Source organism: Buttiauxella gaviniae ATCC 51604 (assembly GCF_001654835.1).
Taxonomy (GTDB): Bacteria; Pseudomonadota; Gammaproteobacteria; order Enterobacterales; family Enterobacteriaceae; genus Buttiauxella; species Buttiauxella gaviniae.
In genome coordinates, this window is record NZ_LXEP01000005.1 from 45,515 (window position 1) to 65,487 (window position 19,973).

Genomic DNA, 19,973 nt, shown 5'->3' on the forward strand with positions numbered 1-19,973 from the left:
TGTTATTGACCTCAGGTGTTCGTAATTTTGAGCGCCTTACGTAAAATAAATGGGCACACAATCAAGAACGCATATTCAGGGCTAAAAATTGAACCGGTAAAAAATAATGACACGGGTGTAAAAAGCCATAATTGAACGCGGTAATTTTCATTATTACCAAAAGCTGTGCGCATCATTTTAATGACTTTCCACATATACCAAATGGTCAGTAATACCGCGAACCATGAAAAATAAATAATTAACAGATACAAACCATTGTCTACTGTTTTACCGACATCCGCACCGTTAAAGATTCCGAATGATGCGACATATTCATATAAAGATCCAAAACGCACTACCCCGTCGATATTGGTTAATGAATACCCAACCATCGCTAACGGGCCAATAATTCGATAATAAGATGAAGAACCTTCGGTTCCCAAATCGCCAAGGCGGGTCGCGATATAAGGGAATGCGAATATTAACCCTACTAAAAACACGGAAAGAGAAATAATTGCTAATGGCAACTTCTTCTTTATGGCATTTTTATTAAGGTACTGGAATGCCCATTCAAGAAGATAGAACAGGATAAAAGTCATTACCCCTGAAAATGAACCTGAAAGCACTATCCCTAAAAGAATCATACCATCTGTTTTCGGTGTTTTGATACCAAACTGTTTGATACTGAGCCAAATTGAGATTAATGCCAGAGCGAAGAACGCCGGTTCAAAATAGAGTGCGGTGGTGCGCTTGCCGCCGAAGCTAATAAAGTTCAGAACATAGCTATTACTGTATATAAGAAACTTCGAAATTTTCTCAATCAGGCTACTTCCACCGGTCAGAATAATCTGAGCCATTTCCGCCGCCGCAAGCATCACAATAATGCCCACCACACCATAAAATAACCGCAGAATTTTATGGTGATTACGCTGTGAAATAGTTTTGAAACGGCAACTCCATGTCATTGCCATAATCAGCACAATATAGACGAACAATAATGTCGAGGTGACGTATTTGCTGGCATCAAGCGATTGGCCAAAAATGTAGTTAAATGCAGTCAGTCCGGCACCGATACCCAGCGCAATCATCAATTTTTTGACGCTGATTCGTTCAATGTACAAAAAGAGGATTGCAGGTAAGAAGGTGACTATCGTTATTGGGAAGCTTTCCCCCAATGAGGCCAACTTGACGTTGACCACCAGATAGATAAACGGTAACAGCAGATAACTACAGATTCTGATAGAACGAGACATACTCCTCCAGCATCTGTTGCCCACTAAACGCCTGGCGGCTTGCAGCTTTAAATACCTGCAACTCTTTGCCAAACACCTGCTGCGCTAACTGCTCTTTTGGCATTTTCACCAGTTCGAGCACCCGAGCATCACTAAAGGTTTTGCCGCCAACTTTACGCAATACTTCGTCAGCAGCATCACTTTGCGTGGCGATAACCGGCACGCCAATGGATAACGCTTCACACAGAATCAGCGGGTAGTTATCTACCTGCGAGCTGAACACCAGCGAGTCCATTTCGTTAAGCTCGCTCATCAGTGCTTTTTTATCGGTCATATAACCGTGGTTCACCACGTTCGGGCCATTAAACGGCGAGAACTTACCGAAAGTGTGCAACTCGATTTCGTCGCCCAGCGCCATAATGGCCTGCACCAGTTGCTGATTAGTTTTGCCGTCGTAACGCAAATCATGGGCTACCACAGCTACTTTTGGCTTAACGCCCGCGGCTTGCGTGAGCGGTAATTCAGCCAGAATCGCTTCGGTTGCCACATCAATACCGTTATTGATGATTTTGCAGCGCCCTGCTCCGTAAATCAGGTTAAAGGCATCGGCCACATGCTGGCTTGGCGAAATAAACTTGCAGCCTAGCGCGAGCATTTCGCGGAACAACTGGCGTTTGGTGTGCACCAAAAGATGTGCACGATCCATTTTCACGGGCGGGTAGTTGTTTAGTGTCGGGCATTTCTGGCAGCCAGTTTTCCAACCATCGCAACCATCCAGAAACGCACAGCGTCCGGTGATGCTCCAGTGGTCGTGGAGCGTCCAGACAAAAGTGACATCCGGTTTATGCGCTTTTACACGCTGGCAAAACGTCACCATCTCTTCGAGATTCAACCAATAACTGTGTACCACATGAAAATGCAGCACTACCGGGCCTTGGGCACGAGTCACTTTGCGATACAGGTTATTCAGGTTGCCGAATGGGTCGCGGTTGAAAAAGCGAAACAGAATAATGTTGGCGATAGACGTCAGGCGTGGGGTGTGTTTTTCCACCCCCTGGAACTTGTCATGGCTGGCACTTTTCTTGCCGCCTTTACCGTAGCCGTAAATAAATCGCGAGCTTAAACCTGCAGCATTAGCACGCTGATGAAGATCCAGCGCCACGCCCGCTGCGCCGCCTTCAGCGAGGCGCACGTTAAATTGCATGATATTCATTTGATTATTTTTACCTGTGCTTTTTCGCCAACCACCAGCGCATTGTCTGGCACGCTATCGAGTACCACGCTCCCAGCACCAACAATGACGTTATTCCCAAGCGTGATATCGCCAATAATCACCACGTTGGCACCCAGTTCGACACCGTTGCCAATCACCGGGCAGGCGTTGCTTTTGCCGCGATTACCGATGGTGACGCCGTGGCGAATGGTGAAGTCATCACCGGCGACCACGAATTTATTAATCACAACGGCATAACCGTGGTGAATGGTAAAACGACGCCCGATGGTTGCACCCGCCTGGATTTCATAGCCAAACAGGCATTCGGTCACAAAGCGATAAAGCAGGATTATCGGAGCTGCCCAAAGATTGTTGATGACGTTTTTTTTGCGCCATACCGAGCAAAAGTGGGCAATACGGTAAGCCATCACCATGCAGCAAGGGCGAAGGCTCCAGGAGTTTGCGCGCAGGTCTTCAAGCACCGTTATTTCCCCCGCAATCCGTCAGCCAGACGCTTAGTATTGCGCACGCTCAAGAGCGCTAATAATGTGCGTAACGACATACGCTTGTTGCGAATCTGGTAGAGGGTAAACAGCTGATACTTCTTGCTGGCACGGTCGAATTTATCTTTGTGCTTTTGATAGAAATGGAAGTAACCGGCAAACTTTTTCGGTGATTTTGTGATCTGCATTTCACCGTGATTGATATGCAAAATTTGCGTAGCTTCTTCCACTTTCCACGGCTGACCATACTCCACCACCATACGCAGGAAAATATCGTAGTCCTGAGCCGCCGCGAGAGTGGTATCGAACAGGCAAGCTTTGAAGCGGTCAGCATAAGTAAACACCTGATTACCTATGATATTGCGCTTGTAAAACAGCTTTAATGAGAATGGAGATTTAGGGTAGAGCGGCAAGCTTGCGGGCTGCGAATAGACCTGGCCTTCGCAGACATAGTCATTGGCGTAGAGAAATGCATGAGTCACCAATTGGTGTTTTTGCTCCAGGAATACCGACAAGCGGTTTGGCGTCCACTCATCATCGTCATCAATACCCGTAATTAATTCACCCGTGGCATTACAGATGGCCTGGTTGCGCACTGAGCAGGCACCCGAGTTGAAATCATTGCGGGTATAACGCACGCGTGGGTCACCCAGCTCATCAACAAAGCGCTGAAGCTGCTCGAAAGAGGAAGAGCAGTCATCAACGATTAACATTTCCCAGTGTTCATAATCCTGGCGCAGCACCGATTTGATGGCGCGGATAGCCAACTGCTGGCGGTTCCATGTCGGCATATAAATAGAGATAAGTGGGCGTTTCATGGCGCTCCCCCGGAAATCGTTTTTATTTATTGGTAGATGGCGCTATCGCTTATCCACCCTACGGCGAGATTTGTAGGGCGAATAAGCAAAACGTCATCGGCCAGTTGATGCCTGATTACTTAGCATCAGATTTATATTCGTACTCGTAGTAACCGTAATCTTCGTACCCTGCCGCACGGCGGAAGATGGAGTTGAGGATCACACCACGCACGGTGACGCCATTTTGTTCAAAGCGGCTGAGGCTGGTTTCGACCTCTTTGAGCGTATTTACCGCGTAGCGCGCCACCATCAGCGTGGTGCCCGCATGGCGACCCACAACAGCGGCGTCGGTAACGGCGAGAATCGGCGGGGTATCAATCAACACCAGGTCATAGCTTTTGCTTGCCCATGCGATAAGTTCCGCAAAGCGTTCGCTCATCAATAACTCAGAAGGGTTGGACGGCACTACACCGCGCGGCACTAGGTCAAAATTGGGTACGGAGGTTTTTTGCGCACAGCGGGTAATTTCTGCCTGGCCTGAGAGCACTTCTGCCAGACCGTTGTTGTTGGTGGTGCCTAGTAGTTCGTGGGTATAACCTTTGCGCATATCGCAGTCGATTAGCAGAACACGCTTATTGGTCTGGCTAATCACGGCAGCCAGGTTGGCACAAACAAACGTTTTACCAATCGACGGGCTAACACCTGTCAGCATCAGGACGTTATTGGATGCCTGCATCATGGCGAAATGAAGGCTGGTACGCAGGCTGCGAATCGCTTCAATGGCCAGATCCGTCGGATTCCCCACCGCCAGTAGTTGGCTTTGCTTATTGCGCTTCGCCGCTTTAACACTGCGCACCGTGGCGTTGTCGCGGGATTTCTGCCATTCAGAAAGTGGGATGCTGGCGTACACACCAATCCCGGCCTCTTCAAGTACCGCAGGACTTTCGATGCCACGGTTAAACAAGGAGCGTAATAGCACGCCCATGATGGACGACATTAGGCCAAGAATAATGCTGCCGAGAATAATCAGGGCACGCTGCGGTTTCACCATGCCTGGTTGAGCAATGGCCGCATCGACGATACGCACATCACCCACGGTACTGGCTTCGGTGATTTTCAACTCTTGCTGCTTGTTCAACAGCTGCATGTATACCTGTTGACCAGACTCGACATCACGCGTTAAACGCACGATTTCTTGCTGCGTTTTCGGCATCGCGGTAACACGCCCGTTCAGCCGCGCTTTTTCATCGAGCAACGTCTGACGTTTTTCCAGCAGCGTGCGATAAGCCGGGTGAACCTTGGTATAGAGTTTGGAAATCTCCGCCTCTTTGAAGGTCAATTCATTGAGCTGCGCATCAATGTTCACCATGGTGTCGAGCACGGATTTGGCTTCCAGTGACAGGTCAACCGAGTCTTGCTGTTGGCGATAGGCATTCAGTTTATTTTCGGCAGCATCGAGGCGGCTGCGGACTTCCGGCAACTGCTGCGCTAAGAATTGCAGGCTTTTGGCCGCTTCTTCCGATTTACGCTGCACGTTCTGCGCCAGGTAGTTACGCGTAATGCTGTCGAGGATAGTGCGGATTTGGTCTTTGTCTTCGCCGGTATAAGAGAGGCTTAACACGCCGGTATCTTTGCCGTTTTCAGCCACCGTTAGGTTGCCCTGAAGCTGATTGATCATGCCAAGCGTTGAGTATTTATTAACGGTAAAGGTATCGCCAACTTGCGCTTTAATGGCGCTCACTAACATGGTGATGCCGCCCTGACTCAGTGGCTGACCCACCTGCCCTTTGGCGCTAAAACCGTTGTCGTTAGTCAGCAAATACTGTGTTGGACTAACCACTTCCACGGTAAATACATTTTTGGCCTGCCCTGCCGGGAGGTTAAAAGTATCAACAACAACGGTATCGTTCTGGCGGCCTTGCAGCCTGTCCCAGCCCGCGCCTAATAACCAGAAGCTGTTTTTATCGACTGAAATATCCAGGTTAAGATCGTCGACCGTTTTACCCAATACCAGGCGCGACTGAATCAGCTGCATCTCGGCAGCGGAAGCAGGCGGCTTGTTAGATAGCGCGGAACTGATGTCGTTGACCAGAGAATTACCGGCGTTTTGTTCGATTTGCACCAGTGCATCGGCTTTATAAATTGGCGTGGCAAACATGGCATATATGGTGGCAAGTATCGCAAAGATGGCGGTGATCCCCAGAACCCACCAACGGGCTTCAAGGACCGTTCCGAACAATCGGCCAATATCGATTTCGTCATTGCCCTCAGTCGGGGCGCTCGAACGGCGTGCTTTTTCTGTCATTGTTATCCCTGATGAGCGTTGAGTGCGTTAGCCCATTTTTGGGCGTTCTGGTCCAGAAGACCGTAAACCGCTTCAAAAGCGTCGTGGCTTTTGCGATACGGATCGGGAATTTCCCGTTCCGCATCCCAGTGACCAAACAGCATCACTTTGCCGCGCATCTCTGGAGCCATTTCGCAAAGTGCGGAGATATGGCGTTTTTCCATGGCGAGGATCAGGTCGTATTCGCGGCACATTTTGCCGGAAACCTGTTTTGCGCAGTGCCCCTCAAGGGAGAGGTTATGCTGTTCGGCAACACGAATGGCACCAGCATCAGCCCCCTTCCCGACCAAAGCCCCCAGCCCCGCCGAAGTCACAGTCAGCTCCGGGTGATAGCTTTTGAGTAACCGCTCAGCGGTTGGGGAACGGCAAATATTCCCCACACAGACAACCAAAATTTTGTTGAACATAGCGCGTTACCAGGTATGGATATCTTTGGCGGTGTCCGTCATATAACGAACGCCACTGATCGTCGGCAGCAGTTGGTTGATCAGACGATTCCAACGCGTGACAGGTGCTGTGGTCACATACACCACATCGTAAGGTTGCAACTGGAATTCGGTGCCCATCACCAGCGACGTCGCATCCGACATATCGAGCTGATAAATGTTGGCGATTTTGCCGCCCTGCTTCTCTTTGATTGGGCGAATCACGAAGATGCCGCTGGCATTGGAAGCCGTCATATCCAGACCTTCGGCCTGACCCAGCGCTTCGGTCAGCGTCATTCCGCTAAAGTCCATTTTCAGGGTGGTTTGTTTCTTCACTTCACCCATCACGAACACTTTCAGATCGTCATTGCGCGGCACGAATAAAATGTCACCGGGATAAAGCAGATGGTTCTGGCTCAGGTCGCCGTTTTGCATCAGCGCTTGCAGGGAAATCCGTTTTTCCTGGCCGTTGTGCGTCAGCACCACATTGCGCCAGTCAGCGGCATCAGTCAGACCGCCTGCGGCATTGATAGCATCGAGAATAGTGAGCGGTACGTTGGTAATGGCCTGCTGGCCAGATTTATTCACCTGACCTGAGACATAGGCTTTTTGCGAGCGGAAGCCAGCGATATTAACGTCCACCTGCGGGTCAGCGATGTACGTCGCAAGGCGGCCGGTAATATCACTGCGGATTTCAGACAAGGTTTTACCCGCGACTTTTACTTTGCCGACATACGGATAAAACATGGTGCCATCTGACTGTACCCAGTTACCCGCATCGCTTGAGCTACGGTATTGGCCTGCTGGAGTGGTAAGTTCTGGGTGATCCCAGACCGTGACATTAAGAACATCTCCTGGCCCCACACGGTATTGGTAGGCGGAGATCTCCTGGTCGAGAGACATATTTGGCTGTGCGACCGCCGGACGTACACGTAATTGCTCAACCAGACGCGGCGTTAACGGATACACGTTGACCATGCGGTCCAGATCAAAATCTGAATCCTGTTGCTTGATAACGTCTTTCCCCATCGTAGACATATTGCTACCGGGGAGTACTGTGCAACCACTCACAAGGGCTACTGACACCAATAAAGGCATCAATTTAAGTTTGTATTTAATCATTGAGTATTTATCACTATGGCAGAGTAATTATCCTGATCGAATAAAATAAGTGGCTCGTTAGGCTTATCAGTGAGATATAAAATTGGCCCCAAATGTAGATCTAACTAAATGGCATAATTCCTAAAAAGCACTTATTTAGACATCATGATGGCGACAGAATAACCGAGGCTTATTCTCTTGCCTTCGGGCATGCTACCGCCCCTGGCTTACAGTCACCAACCTACTGAAAAAAGACAATTTATAAGAAGTAACGATTCCAGAAAGTAAAACCAAAGAATAATTCTCTGGAGATAAGCCCTATGGCACCAGGTTAAATATCACAGCTTCAGCGAATATAAAAAATACATCTAATATCAGACACCGATATCGATTGTTACAGCTAACCCTATATCAGGCAAGGTTCCACCGAACCAGACAGGGACTTTTAAGAATAATATTAACGGCACATTTACACACGTTTAGGAATTTCTTTATATTGACAGAATATTAATAAGTGATAAGTCACAATGTGATATACAGATATATCTCATGTGAATTTCATTATAATAAGAACCACTGAACCATTATTAAAAAATAATTAATAATTTACCTTAGTGATTAAATGGAATTAACAGGCAATATTTAACATTTAAAGGGCAACATGATTTATCCCACCCTGCGGCATTGCAATTTCCCGCGCGGTTAACCATCCTTTAAGTGTGACGTTTGTCATCTAACAAGAGGTGCATTAAGGCATGGAATGGATTGCCGACCCCTCAATCTGGGCCGGATTGATAACGTTAGTCGTTATTGAACTGGTCCTCGGTATCGATAACCTGGTGTTTATCGCTATCCTTGCCGAAAAGCTCCCCCCTTCTCAACGCGACAAAGCACGCGTTACCGGGCTCATTCTTGCCATGTTGATGCGCTTACTGTTGCTGGCCTCCATTTCATGGCTGGTCACGTTGACACGGCCACTATTCAGCGTGGGCGAACTCGGGTTCAGCGCCCGTGATCTGATCATGCTCTTTGGTGGGTTATTCCTTTTATTTAAGGCGACCGTTGAGCTCAATGAGCGGCTTGAGGGTAAAGATAGCGAAAACCACACGCAGCGGCGCGGTGCACGGTTCTGGCCCGTGGTCGCACAAATCGTCATTCTGGATGCGGTGTTTTCTCTCGACTCGGTGATTACCGCCGTGGGTATGGTCGACCATCTGCCCGTGATGATGGCGGCGGTGATTATAGCAATTTGCCTGATGTTGCTTGCCAGTAAAGCACTCACGCGCTTCGTGAATAACCATCCTACTATTGTGATTCTGTGCCTGAGTTTCCTGCTGATGATAGGTTTTAGCCTGGTCGCAGATGGCTTTGGCTACCATATCCCGAAAGGCTATTTATACGCTGCTATCGGGTTCTCGGTGATGATTGAAAGTTTAAACCAGCTGGCAATATTCAACCGCCGCCGCTTTCTATCTGCCGATCAATCGTTGCGCCAACGCACCGCCGAAGCCGTGCTGCGTTTGTTGAATGGTAAGAAGGAAGAGGCTGAACTGGATGCTCAAACTGCATCGCTGATTGCTGACCACGCCCGGCAAGATGAGATATTTGAGCCACAAGAGCGGCTGATGATTGAACGAGTGCTTAATCTCAACCAGCGCACGGTGAGCAGCATCATGACATCACGTCACGATGTCGAACACATTAAACTGGCCGACCCGGAAGAACAAATACGAGCCTTGCTTGATAAGAACCAGCATACACGCGTGGTAATAACTGGTGAGAGCGATGAGATTCTGGGCGTAGTACACGTCATTGATTTGCTCCAGCAGTCACTCAAAGGCGAACCGCTCAACCTCGAAGTGTTAATTCGCCAACCACTTGTCTTCCCTGAGACACTGCCTTTATTGGCCGCACTCGAGCAGTTCCGCAACGCCAGAACCCACTTTGCCTTTGTGGTAGATGAATTTGGCTCGGTCGAAGGTGTGGTGACATTGAGTGATGTGATGGAAACCATTGCCGGTAACTTGCCAAATGAAGCTGAAGAGATAGACGCACGCCATGATATTCAGAAAAATCCTGATGGGACGTGGACCGCAAACGGTCATATGCCGCTCGAAGACTTAGTGCAGTATGTGCCAATACCACTGGATGACAAACGTAACTATCACACGATTGCTGGGCTGCTGATGGAGGCGTTACAACATATTCCGGTAACTGGAGAAGCTGTTCAGGTAGGGGATTTTCTGTTGCGGACATTGCAGGTGGAAAGCCATCGCGTACAGAAGGTGCAAATTGTGCCGAAGACCCGCGACGATGAGATGGATTTTGAGGTGTGATTTAAATAAAAAAGTCGGATGTCGCTGCGCTAATCCAACCTACGAAATACAGTATTTGTAGGAGAGATTAGCGCAGCAACATCCGACGATTAAAATGACTAAAGCTTATCTAGCAAATCTTTAACGTCTTTCGCTTTGCTGCTGTCTTTATGCTTGCCCAGCCAGTCATTCAGGCGACGTTTTGCTTCACTCTGCAACTGCTTACGCAGTACCTGGTCCACTTGCAAAGAGTAATTCAACTTCTGCCATGGCCCATAAACTCGCAGCGGGATTGGGGTGGTTTTCAGCACCTCAATCAACTTGCTATCCCCTTTCCAACCGTCAACTACGGTGACATCAAAGCGGGTATCGCACTGCTGCTTAACAAGATCAAGAGTCCCCGCGCCTGTCAGCGCCAACATGGAGGATGCGCCAACCATTTTCTTGAGGGATAACTCGCCATTATCGAGACTTGCCTGCGCTGAAAAATTATCCAACATGGTGACATTGTCATAATTTTCCTGGGCCTGAACATCATCATTGCTGCGGGTTACTGCTTGCTGTATTAGCTGTTGGAAGTTCATACCCTGCATTGTGGTATGTAGCATCGTTATGCTCGCATCCCCTTGCCAGCTACGACGGAAAGATTCGGCATTGAGTCTGTCACCGCTGAACTCCCCTTCCATTGATAGCAATCCAGACAACGCGATTGGATAGTTAAACGCAGTCAGAATCGGCCCAATTTCTATATCTTCAACTTTTGGGCTAAATGATAGTTGCGGCTGACTCTGGCGTGCATCAAGCTCGCCCGGGAATGACATACTCCCTTTGCCAAATTTCCCCATCAGTTCAGAAACCGTTAGCAAGCCATAATTGTTGGTTATTGCCGCTTGAACATCGGTGAAATCCAGCCCTCGCCACACCACACTCGACGCGGCAATATTAACCTGGGCAGTAAAATCGCGCAGACTCTGATAGTTGGTCTCTTCGACCCCGGAAGCAATGATCGGACGTGGTAGCGCACTTTGCTGCTGTGCCTGTTGCTGCACGTTGACATTCGTCACTGAGTTGCCAGCAACCAGGCCATCCAGATTCAATTTACTTGAGCGTAAATCGATTACCCACTGAGTTTTGTCTTCCAGCACAGCACTGGCATTACCTTGCAAGTCGCTATCATTGGCAGTCAGTTGCAGCTGATTAAGTTCAAGACGGCGCTGTGGTTCAAGCCAACGTCCAGCAAAGGTTCCACTGCCCGTAACCCCTTTAGCAGGAAGGTCTGCACCTTGAAGTTGGTAATCGAGTTTGGAGATATTGGCACTGAGTTGCTGCGGATAATTGCTGGCATCAAGATCAGCCACCAATGACAAGGTCAAATCACGTTGGTCACGATTAATACGGCTGCTCAGTTCAATGTGCGCTTGTTTCCGCTCATTCTGCTCCATTTGCAGATTGATATTGCGCACCGTAATTTGTTCGTCATCAGCATGCTGGAAAACCAGCACGCTGTCGGCAACTTTTAGTTTAGCTATGTCAAAAGACCAACCGCTGTCTTCATCAGGTGGAGGCGTGGGGGATGACGGCCCGACAGGGGCATCTTTGGCACGGCGCTCTTCTGTCTGGGGAGTGAGTTGAATTACTGCACCTTTCAACATCACCTGGTGAACCTTAAGCTGATGAGAAAGCAGAGGTAATAAGGCAACATCCAGGCGCATATTGTCGGCTCGTACCAAGGGCTGACTAGCACCTGGTGCGGTCAATGACATACGTCCTGATAAAATACTAAGTTGTGGCCAGACGTGCCAACGCAGCGGCCCGTCTAAATCCAGTTGATAGCCACTGCGAGCTTCAACCTGGCCTACCATATATGCACGAAAATCATTGGGGTTAACCAATAACACCAACGCAGAAAGGCCGGCAACCAGCACAACCAGCAAAATCATCAGCGTGGTAAGTAATCGTCTCATACAATCCCCATAGAGATGCAACTCAGTCCTTATCAATACGACTCGCCACAGCCCCTTGCTGATCGCGATATTTCGCGTCCTGGCGACTGTTGTAAGGGCGTGCGGCAGGGCCTGAAAGCGGTTCAAAACTCAAAGCGCCAATCATCATACCAGGGCGCAGGGCTAAAGGCAGCTTACCGGAATTATAGAACTCCAGAACAATGCAGCCATGCCAGCCTGGATCGATACGGTGTGCGGTTACATGGACCATCAGACCCAAACGCGCCAAAGATGAACGACCGTCTAACCAGCCGACTAAATCAGCGGGTATCGTTACGGACTCAAGCGTTACCGCTAAAGCCAGTTCTCCAGGGTGTAAATAGAATGCTTCGCCTTCATTGAGGACGATTTCGTCGCTCATAACGCGTTCCAGAGCTTCGGTCACTTCATCTTTTGGACCGCTTAAATCTATAAACGGTGCCGTATGGCCGCTGAAAGTACGGAATTTGTTCCCCAAACGCACATCGACAGTAGCACCGCTAATGCGTTCAACTGGCGGACGAGGGGTAATCGTTAAGCGCCCGTCATCGAGCCAGGCTTCTATATCGCGGTCACACAAACGCATCAGTGATGCTCCTTATCTCAAGCTCAGTTTTGTTTACCCTGCCACAGCGGGGCTAAGATAGCCACGCTACGAAGGGTAAATACCGGGATTTCATTACGTTTTTGCGAGCGAATAAGTAGAACTCGTCCGCGAAAGGCTGTTATGTCTGAAGATTACTCAAAGAACTGACTGATTTTTGCCTTGAGGATATCAATGGCGATACGGTTTTTACCCCCGCGCGGCACGATAATATCGGCATACTGCTTGGAAGGTTCTATGAATTGTAAAAACATAGGGCGAACGGTTTTCTGATACTGGGCCATCACAGAGTCCATTGAACGGCCACGTTCATTAACATCGCGTTTCATACGGCGCATCAGGCAAATATCCAGCGGCGTATCAACAAAAATGGAGAAGTTCATCTCTTCGCGCAGACGGGCATCCGTCAGCAACAAAATCCCTTCCAGAATGATGACTTTCTTCGGCATTAAATGAACAGAGTTACCGGTACGGGTATGTTCAACATAGCTATAGACAGGCAGCTCAATAGGGTTACCTGATTTGAGCATTTGTAAATGCTGAAACAGCAAGTTGTGATCCATCGCGTTTGGATGGTCGTAGTTGGTCTTAACTCGTTCTTCCATCGAAAGATGGCTTTGGTCTTTGTAGTAACTGTCTTCTGGAATGACACCAATGTGTTCATCACCAACTTGATCGCGCAGTTCGCGATACAGCGTGCTGGCAATAAGACTTTTTCCTGAAGCCGACGCACCGGCTATCCCGATGATGACGCATTGATGGGACTTGTCAGTCATGTTGTAACGAGCCTTGTTGACTTAAATGTTGAGGAAGGGCGACGCAAAAGACGTCAAACGCGGCAATTATAGGGAGATCCGCCCGCTGATACCAGAGTAATGCACACGCGAGGGTGATTTTAACTGGCTGGTAACAGGTAGATGGAAGCCAATCAATAACCACTGCATAAGAATGGTTATTAACGAATGGTAAAAATAAGTATGTCAAATAACACTTTTTATTACTTCTTGATGTTAAATTATGACCGACCTGCATAGGAATTGTAAATTGTTTGTACTAGCATAAAACCGAAACTTATCTTTTTATTTGCATCCGGGCATGGCACCTGGCGGCACGCCTTAACGGATTTGCGGTCATGATCAAACAAAGCACAAAAGAGTTAATCGCAATGCCTTCCTTCATTCTGCCTGCGGGGTTGGGGTTTTTAAGCTTTATATTCACTTTATACTCCCTGGAATTATCTCTGGTCGGTACTGTTTTAGCACCGCTTTGGTTCCCAACATCCATCATGATGGTGGCCTTATTCCGTAATTCAGTCCGTCAATGGCCAATGATCATTGTGGTATGTGCTCTCGGAAGTCTTTGCGCTTCCGCTATTTTGCAGCCCATACATGAAATTAACCTTGGCTACAGCGCTATAAATATTATCGAGGCATTGTTTGGTGCATCGTTAATGCGACGTTTCCTCACGCAAATTAACCCATTGCAAAACCTCAATAATTGGGTTCGCCTGGTTTTCTGCAGTGCAATAGTTCCCCCTCTTATTGGCGGCGTGCTGGCAGTTTGGCTTGCGGGTCCTGATGGTGGAAACATCGCTAAAACTTTTTTCGTTTGGGTCTTATCCGAAACTATCGGTACTTTGGCGTTAGTTCCAACAGCATTATTGTTTAAACCAAGCTATTTATTACGCCATAAAAACCCGAAACTATTATTAGAAACAATATTCACTTTTGTTATCACCCTGACACTTAGCTATCTTGCTCTGCGTTATATGCCGTGGCCATTTACCTTTATTATTGTTTTTCTGATGTGGAGTGCTATTCGCCTGCCACGTCTGGAAGCTTTTGTTATTTTCCTGGCCACATTAATGGTTGTCTCTTTAATGATGGCAACCAATAGCGCGGTAGACATGCAACCGCACACGGACATCATGAATAACGCCCCCTGGCTACCGTTCCTGATGATTTTATTGCCAGCAAATGTGATGACAATGGTGATGTATTCGTTTCGAGAGGAGCGTAAACACATCACCGAAAGCGAAGCGCGTTTCCGTAACGCGATGGAATATTCCGCCATCGGTATGGCGTTGGTATCAACCGATGGCCAGTGGTTGCAGGTAAATAAATCGCTTTGCAAATTCCTCGGGTATAGCGCCGAACAACTACGCTCACTGACATTCCAGCAGATAACCCATCCGGAAGATTTACACGCTGATTTACAGCAACTCAATATGCTGGTGAGTGGCAGTATCAACAGCTATTCGATGGAAAAACGCTATTACACCAGCAAAGGCGATGTCGTATGGGCATTGCTGGCGGTGTCTATTGTGCGTGACATTGACGGCACCCCGCTCTATTTAATCGCGCAGATTGAAGATATTAATGATCTCAAGCATACCGAGTGGGTGAATAAACGCTTGATGGAGCGCATTACACTTGCCAATGAAGCGGGTGGCATCGGTATCTGGGAATGGGATCTTGGCAGCGATGTAATCAGTTGGGACAAACGTATGTTTGATCTCTATGAAGTCCCGGCGCATGTAAAACCCACCTACGCTCTGTGGCTTGAATGTATCGTCGCCGATGACGCGCCAATGGCTGAGAAAACAGTTCGCGATGCTTTGCAGGCTCGAGTGCCTTTCAAGATGGAATATCGTATTCATGTCAAAGAAGGCATCCGCCATATTCGCTCACTCGCAAACCGGGTATTGAATAAAAATGGTGATGTTGAGCGCCTGCTCGGCATCAACATGGATATGACGGAAGTTAAACAGCTGAATGAAGCGTTGTATCAGGAGAAAGAACGTCTACACATCACGCTGGATTCGATAGGTGAAGCGGTCATTTGTACCGATGTAGATATGAATATCACCTTTATGAATCCTATTGCCGAGAAACTCAGCGGCTGGCCACAACAGCAGGCAATCGGTCAGCATATTCTGGCCATTCTGCACATCACGTTTGGCGACACCGGGCCCGTGATGGAGAATATTCATAGTGGTGATTATGCGCGAACGACCATCGAGCACGATGTCGTTCTGCATTGCCGCAACGGCGGCAGCTACGATATCCACTACAGCATCACCCCGCTAACAACGTTGGACGGGCAAAGCATCGGTTCGGTGCTGGTCATTCAGGATGTCACCGAATCGCGTAAAATGCTTAAACAGTTGAGCTACAGTGCCTCACATGATGGGCTGACACACTTGGCAAACCGTGTCAGTTTCGAAAACCATCTCAAACGTTTGCTGCAGAGTGCTGGAGAAAATCGCCAGCGCCATGCGCTCGTGTTTATCGACCTCGATCGTTTCAAAGCAGTGAATGATACCGCAGGGCACGCCGCGGGCGATGCGTTGCTGCGCGAGCTCTCCTCTTTGATGCTAAGCATGTTGCGAACAGGTGATTTCCTGGCTCGTCTGGGCGGTGATGAGTTTGGTTTGTTGCTCCCGGATTGCTCTTCTGACAATGCGCGCCATATTTCTGAGCGTATTATCCAAAGCATTAATGACTATCACTTTACGTGGAACGGGCGTTTGCACCGCATTGGCGCCAGCGCAGGTATAACCCAAATTGATGCCGATAACAGAATTGCTTCTGAAGTGCTTTCTCAGGCCGATATCGCTTGTTATGCCTCGAAAAATGGTGGCCGCGGCCGCGTGACCGTCTTTGAATCTTCTCAGCATGAAATTCGCAAAGAAGATCAGCATATGACCGTCGATGAGCAAAAGCACATCATCAACGAGAACCCGATCCTGATGGTAGCCAGAGGCGTTGCCCCGCCACGCGTTCCGGAATCAACCAGTTTTTATGTGGTGTCGTTACGCTTCTGGGGGAGTGATAATGTCGTGATTGATGAGTCCCCTTTCCGCACAGCCGTTACCGACAAAGAGTTGCAATGCGCTCTCGACCTAAGGGTTTTTAACGAATTCTTCAGCAAGTTTTCTCAACAAGTAGCAAGTAAAGGCTTTGGCATCGCGCTTCCTATTTCTTCCCCGGGCCTTGCGAGTGATAAAGTTGTCGACGAGCTGTTAAGAGGCTTATCCCGTAGCCCACTACCTGCTCGTCTGTTACACCTGATGGTCAATTGCGAAGTGTTGCAAAGTGATGATGAGAAGATAGACAGTAACCTGAAAAGGCTGCGCGATAGTGGATGCCAGTTGATCCTAAGCCATGTTGGCCGAGACCTGGATATCTTTAAACACGTCTCACGCCAGCGTTTCAGCTACATCATTGTGGATGAAGAACTGATTAGTAATGTTCACTGCAATCTGATGGATGAAATGATGGTGACCATCATTCATGGCCACGCCCAGCGTCAATCATTGCAAACGATCGCAGGACCTGCCGATATGCCAATGGTGATGGATACGCTCTCAGGCATTGGCATCGACCTTATTTTCGGTGAGGCCGTGACCCAACCAACCCCGCTGGAAATACTGCTGAACACGAGTTATTTCGCGATTAATTAATTCGCTATTAAGTACCTGGCACCCAGCCCTCACTATACCAAATATGCAATAACGCGTAGGAGCGCCAGGGCTTCCAGCGTTCGGCGTAACGGCGAATTTGAGTTGGCGTAATACCTGGAAATCGCTGCTTAATCAGATAGTCGTCTGGTAAGAAAACATCATTTGCCTGCCAACCACGCAAAGCAATGTAGTTTGCCGTCCAGCGACCAATCCCTGGATAAGAGATGAGCATTTTCACACCTTGCTCAACATCCACAGGGGTATGGAGTGGAAACTCGCCTTTTACCATTTGTTGCGCCAGATGAATGATCGCAGCACCACGTTTTAAGGGCATACCAAGCGGCTTTAGCTGTTCAGGGCTCAACGATGCCAGTCGTTCAGGGGTGGGGAAAAGTCGCCAATCAGGAAAATCCACCAGCGGTTCACCAAAAACCTGCGCCAGTTTACTGGCAAGTTTTGCCGCCATTGCTACGCTCACCAGTTGCCCCAGGATGGCGCGAACAGACAGCTCGAAGGTGTCCATGCAACCAGGCAAACGAAGGCCAGGACGTGCAGTCGCTAAATCCCCAAGACATTCAAGAATGGTATGTGACTGACAGTCAAGGTCGAGCAGTTGTTTCACTTTTTGCAAGACCTCATCGGCAACCGGCTCCAGACCCGCACTCAGTGTCACTTTTAGCTGGCAGGCTTTCTCATCGGGCTCAAGCGTAACTAACCCTTGATACTTCCCTAAAGCAAAACTGCGGCAGTAATACTCATCTGTGACAATCTCGACGCCACTAACCGCTCGCCCGGCCAGGAAACCAAACATCCACTTCCAGTCATAAGGTGGGTTGTACTCCAGTTGATACATTGTCTTTTCCTGTCGTTAACTATCGCAATAGCATAGGTGCACGTCACTAATAATGCCTTGCTTTGATATTCAGTTGCCCGATGCGCCACATTCCGCTAAAGTCGCCCCCCTTCTTCACCGGCATGGGGATTATATGCAATTTATTGGCTTCGATTATGGTACTGCAAACTGCTCGGTAGCAGTAATGCGTGACGGCGTTCCACAGGCGCTGGAGATGGAGAACGGCTCAAAACTGCTTCCGTCAATGTTGTGCGCTCCGACACGTGAATCAGTAAGTGAATGGCTATATCGCCATCACGAGGTTCCTGCCACTGGCACCGAAACCCAGGCATTGCTGCGTCGCGCGGTATCCTTTAATCGCGAAGAAGATATCGATGTCTTGCCTAACAGTGTGCAATTTGGCTTGAGTTCCCTGCGCCAGTACATGGAAGACCCGGAAGAAGTTTACTTCGTTAAATCACCCAAATCCTTCCTCGGCGCTACAGGCCTAAAACCTCAGCAAGTCGCTTTGTTCGAAGATTTAGTCTGCGCGATGATGCTACATATCCGTAATCAGGCGCAAAGCCAGGTTGCCGAACCGATTACTCAAGCTGTGATCGGCCGCCCGATTAACTTCCAGGGTTTAGGTGGTGATGAAGCAAACCGGCAGGCTCAAGGGATCCTTGACCGCGCAGCTCATCGGGCTGGTTTTAAAGATGTGGTGTTTCAGTTTGAGCCGGTTGCGGCCGGACTTGATTTTGAAGCCACATTAAACGAAGAAAAACAGGTTTTAGTCGTCGATATCGGCGGTGGTACCACTGACTGCTCAGTATTGCTGATGGGGCCGCAATGGCGTGCTCGTCGAGATCGCGAACAAAGCCTATTAGGCCACAGTGGTTGCCGAGTTGGCGGTAACGATCTGGATATTATGCTGGCCTTTAAACAGCTTTCCCCATTACTGGGTATGGGCGGACAAACCGAAAAAGGTATCGCCTTGCCGGTATTGCCGTGGTGGAACGCGGTCGCAATAAACGACGTCCCGGCACAAAACGATTTTTACAGCAGTGCCAATGGCCGCATGCTTAACGAACTGGTGCGCGATTCACGTGAACCTGAAAAAGTGGCATTCCTGCAAAAGGTCTGGCGCCAGCGCCTTAGCTATCGCCTGGTGCGTGCTGCAGAGGAGAGTAAAATCGCGCTCTCCGATAGTCAGCAAGTCGCCACCATGCTGCCGTTTATCAGTAAAGAATTGGGCTGCGAGATTACTCAACCGGATCTGGAAAGTGCTATCAGTCAGCCACTGCAACGTATTCTCGAGCAAGTCACACTTGCGCTGGAAAACAGTGCCGTGAAACCGGATGTGATTTATCTCACTGGTGGTAGTGCTCGCTCACCACTGCTGAAACATGCATTGGCTCAGCAATTACCGGGGATTCCGCTGGCGGGAGGCGATGATTTCGGCTCCGTTACCGCAGGCCTGGCCCGTTGGGCTGATGTGGTGTTCCGCGATTAATCAAACCGCCGTGGGGAAACCTGCGGCGTTTTAAATTTTTAGCTGTTTAACGCCATCCGGAAACTCAATTTGCAGTGAAAGCTTGCCACCCAACGCTTCGATATAACGCTTTAGTGTCCCCAGTTTGACTTCATTGCCGCGTTTTTCAATTGCCGTGACGGCTAGCTGGCTAATACCCATCGCGTCTGCCAGTTGTTGCTGCGACCAGCCCATTTGCTCACGAATCATATGCAAACAGCTTTCAAGAATCAGTTCCTGAGTCGCGTCAGCAATTCGTTTCTGACTTTCAGGTGAACGACGAGCAATCAACTCTTCTAATGTGCTGTAACCTTTTGGATTGTTTTTCATATTAATTCTCCTGTGCCTTCAACCAGGCCAAAAACTCTTTATCAGCGACAGTGATCATAGATTCGTAAAAGTGCTTGCTCTTCGATTTATCGCCAGCGCAAAGCAAAACTGCATTACGGCGATAATCAAAAATATAAATCACAGCTTATTAAATGGTTACCCGGCTGGCTACTTAACGACCATAACCTTACGAGCCGCCTCGTAAAAAACCGCCATCTCAGACTTATCCATACAGTACTCCATATTTCCTCCATTTTTCCGCCGCCTTAACTCACTACACTAGTATCATTAGGCCTAACCCCTGAGTACGACGGGGATAA

15 protein-coding genes are annotated in these 19,973 nt (G+C 48.7%); 3 read left to right on the forward strand and 12 right to left on the reverse strand.

The window, feature by feature from the left end; translation table 11 throughout:
- Positions 1–11: 11 nt before the first annotated feature.
- The 7 genes from wcaD to M977_RS03585 all read right to left on the reverse strand — a co-directional run bounded on the left by wcaD (position 12) and on the right by M977_RS03585 (position 7,615).
- Entirely contained in the window at positions 12–1,232 is a 1,221-nt protein-coding gene (wcaD, locus tag M977_RS03555) for a colanic acid polymerase WcaD (RefSeq protein ID WP_064512230.1), read from the reverse strand.
- On the reverse strand, positions 1,207–2,424 hold the full coding sequence (wcaC, locus tag M977_RS03560) for a colanic acid biosynthesis glycosyltransferase WcaC (RefSeq protein ID WP_064512232.1): 1,218 nt from the start codon (positions 2,422–2,424) through the stop codon (positions 1,207–1,209). The genes wcaD and wcaC overlap by 26 nt, the downstream gene beginning before the upstream one ends.
- On the reverse strand, positions 2,421–2,906 hold the full coding sequence (gene wcaB, locus M977_RS03565; RefSeq protein WP_074391976.1) for a colanic acid biosynthesis acetyltransferase WcaB: 486 nt from the start codon (positions 2,904–2,906) through the stop codon (positions 2,421–2,423). The genes wcaC and wcaB overlap by 4 nt, the downstream gene beginning before the upstream one ends.
- Before the next feature lie 2 nt (positions 2,907–2,908).
- A complete protein-coding gene (gene wcaA / locus M977_RS03570; protein ID WP_064512236.1) occupies positions 2,909–3,745 on the reverse strand; it encodes a colanic acid biosynthesis glycosyltransferase WcaA in 837 nt (278 codons plus the stop codon).
- Positions 3,746–3,860: 115 nt separating this feature from the next.
- Positions 3,861–6,029 (reverse strand): tyrosine-protein kinase Wzc, encoded by a 2,169-nt coding sequence (gene wzc, locus M977_RS03575; protein ID WP_064512239.1) that lies wholly within the window; start codon positions 6,027–6,029, stop codon positions 3,861–3,863.
- Between the two features lie 2 nt (positions 6,030–6,031).
- Positions 6,032–6,475 carry a low molecular weight protein-tyrosine-phosphatase Wzb gene (gene wzb, locus M977_RS03580; protein WP_064512241.1) on the reverse strand — a complete coding sequence of 148 codons (444 nt, stop codon included), beginning with the start codon at positions 6,473–6,475 and terminating at the stop codon, positions 6,032–6,034.
- A gap of 6 nt (positions 6,476–6,481) precedes the next feature.
- A complete protein-coding gene (locus M977_RS03585) occupies positions 6,482–7,615 on the reverse strand; it encodes a polysaccharide export protein (protein ID WP_064512242.1) in 1,134 nt (377 codons plus the stop codon).
- Positions 7,616–8,349: 734 nt separating this feature from the next.
- Between M977_RS03585 and M977_RS03590 the strand changes: the two genes are divergently transcribed.
- Positions 8,350–9,930: a TerC family protein gene (locus tag M977_RS03590; protein ID WP_064512244.1), complete on the forward strand. Its 1,581-nt coding sequence runs from the start codon at positions 8,350–8,352 to the stop codon at positions 9,928–9,930.
- Between the two features lie 98 nt (positions 9,931–10,028).
- On the opposite strand, the gene asmA is transcribed toward M977_RS03590, so the two are convergent.
- From asmA to udk, 3 genes are all read right to left on the reverse strand, one after another.
- Entirely contained in the window at positions 10,029–11,873 is a 1,845-nt protein-coding gene (asmA, locus tag M977_RS03595; RefSeq protein ID WP_064512246.1) for an outer membrane assembly protein AsmA, read from the reverse strand.
- Between the two features lie 22 nt (positions 11,874–11,895).
- Complete coding sequence (gene dcd, locus M977_RS03600) at positions 11,896–12,477, reverse strand: dCTP deaminase (RefSeq protein ID WP_064512248.1); 582 nt, start codon at positions 12,475–12,477, stop codon at positions 11,896–11,898.
- A 152-nt stretch (positions 12,478–12,629) separates the two neighbouring features.
- Complete coding sequence (gene udk / locus M977_RS03605) at positions 12,630–13,271, reverse strand: uridine kinase (protein ID WP_064512250.1); 642 nt, start codon at positions 13,269–13,271, stop codon at positions 12,630–12,632.
- A 356-nt stretch (positions 13,272–13,627) separates the two neighbouring features.
- On the opposite strand from udk, the gene M977_RS03610 reads away from it, so the two are divergent.
- A complete protein-coding gene (locus tag M977_RS03610) occupies positions 13,628–16,960 on the forward strand; it encodes a diguanylate cyclase (protein ID WP_064512252.1) in 3,333 nt (1,110 codons plus the stop codon).
- 7 nt (positions 16,961–16,967) lie between these two features.
- Here M977_RS03610 and alkA read toward each other — a convergent pair whose 3' ends face one another.
- Entirely contained in the window at positions 16,968–17,813 is an 846-nt protein-coding gene (alkA, locus tag M977_RS03615) for a DNA-3-methyladenine glycosylase 2 (protein WP_064512255.1), read from the reverse strand.
- 133 nt (positions 17,814–17,946) lie between these two features.
- Between alkA and yegD the strand changes: the two genes are divergently transcribed.
- Positions 17,947–19,305, forward strand: a complete 1,359-nt coding sequence (yegD, locus tag M977_RS03620; protein WP_064512257.1) for a molecular chaperone — start codon at positions 17,947–17,949, stop codon at positions 19,303–19,305.
- A gap of 30 nt (positions 19,306–19,335) precedes the next feature.
- Here yegD and M977_RS03625 read toward each other — a convergent pair whose 3' ends face one another.
- Positions 19,336–19,653: a helix-turn-helix domain-containing protein gene (locus M977_RS03625; protein WP_064512259.1), complete on the reverse strand. Its 318-nt coding sequence runs from the start codon at positions 19,651–19,653 to the stop codon at positions 19,336–19,338.
- Positions 19,654–19,973 lie beyond the last annotated feature (320 nt).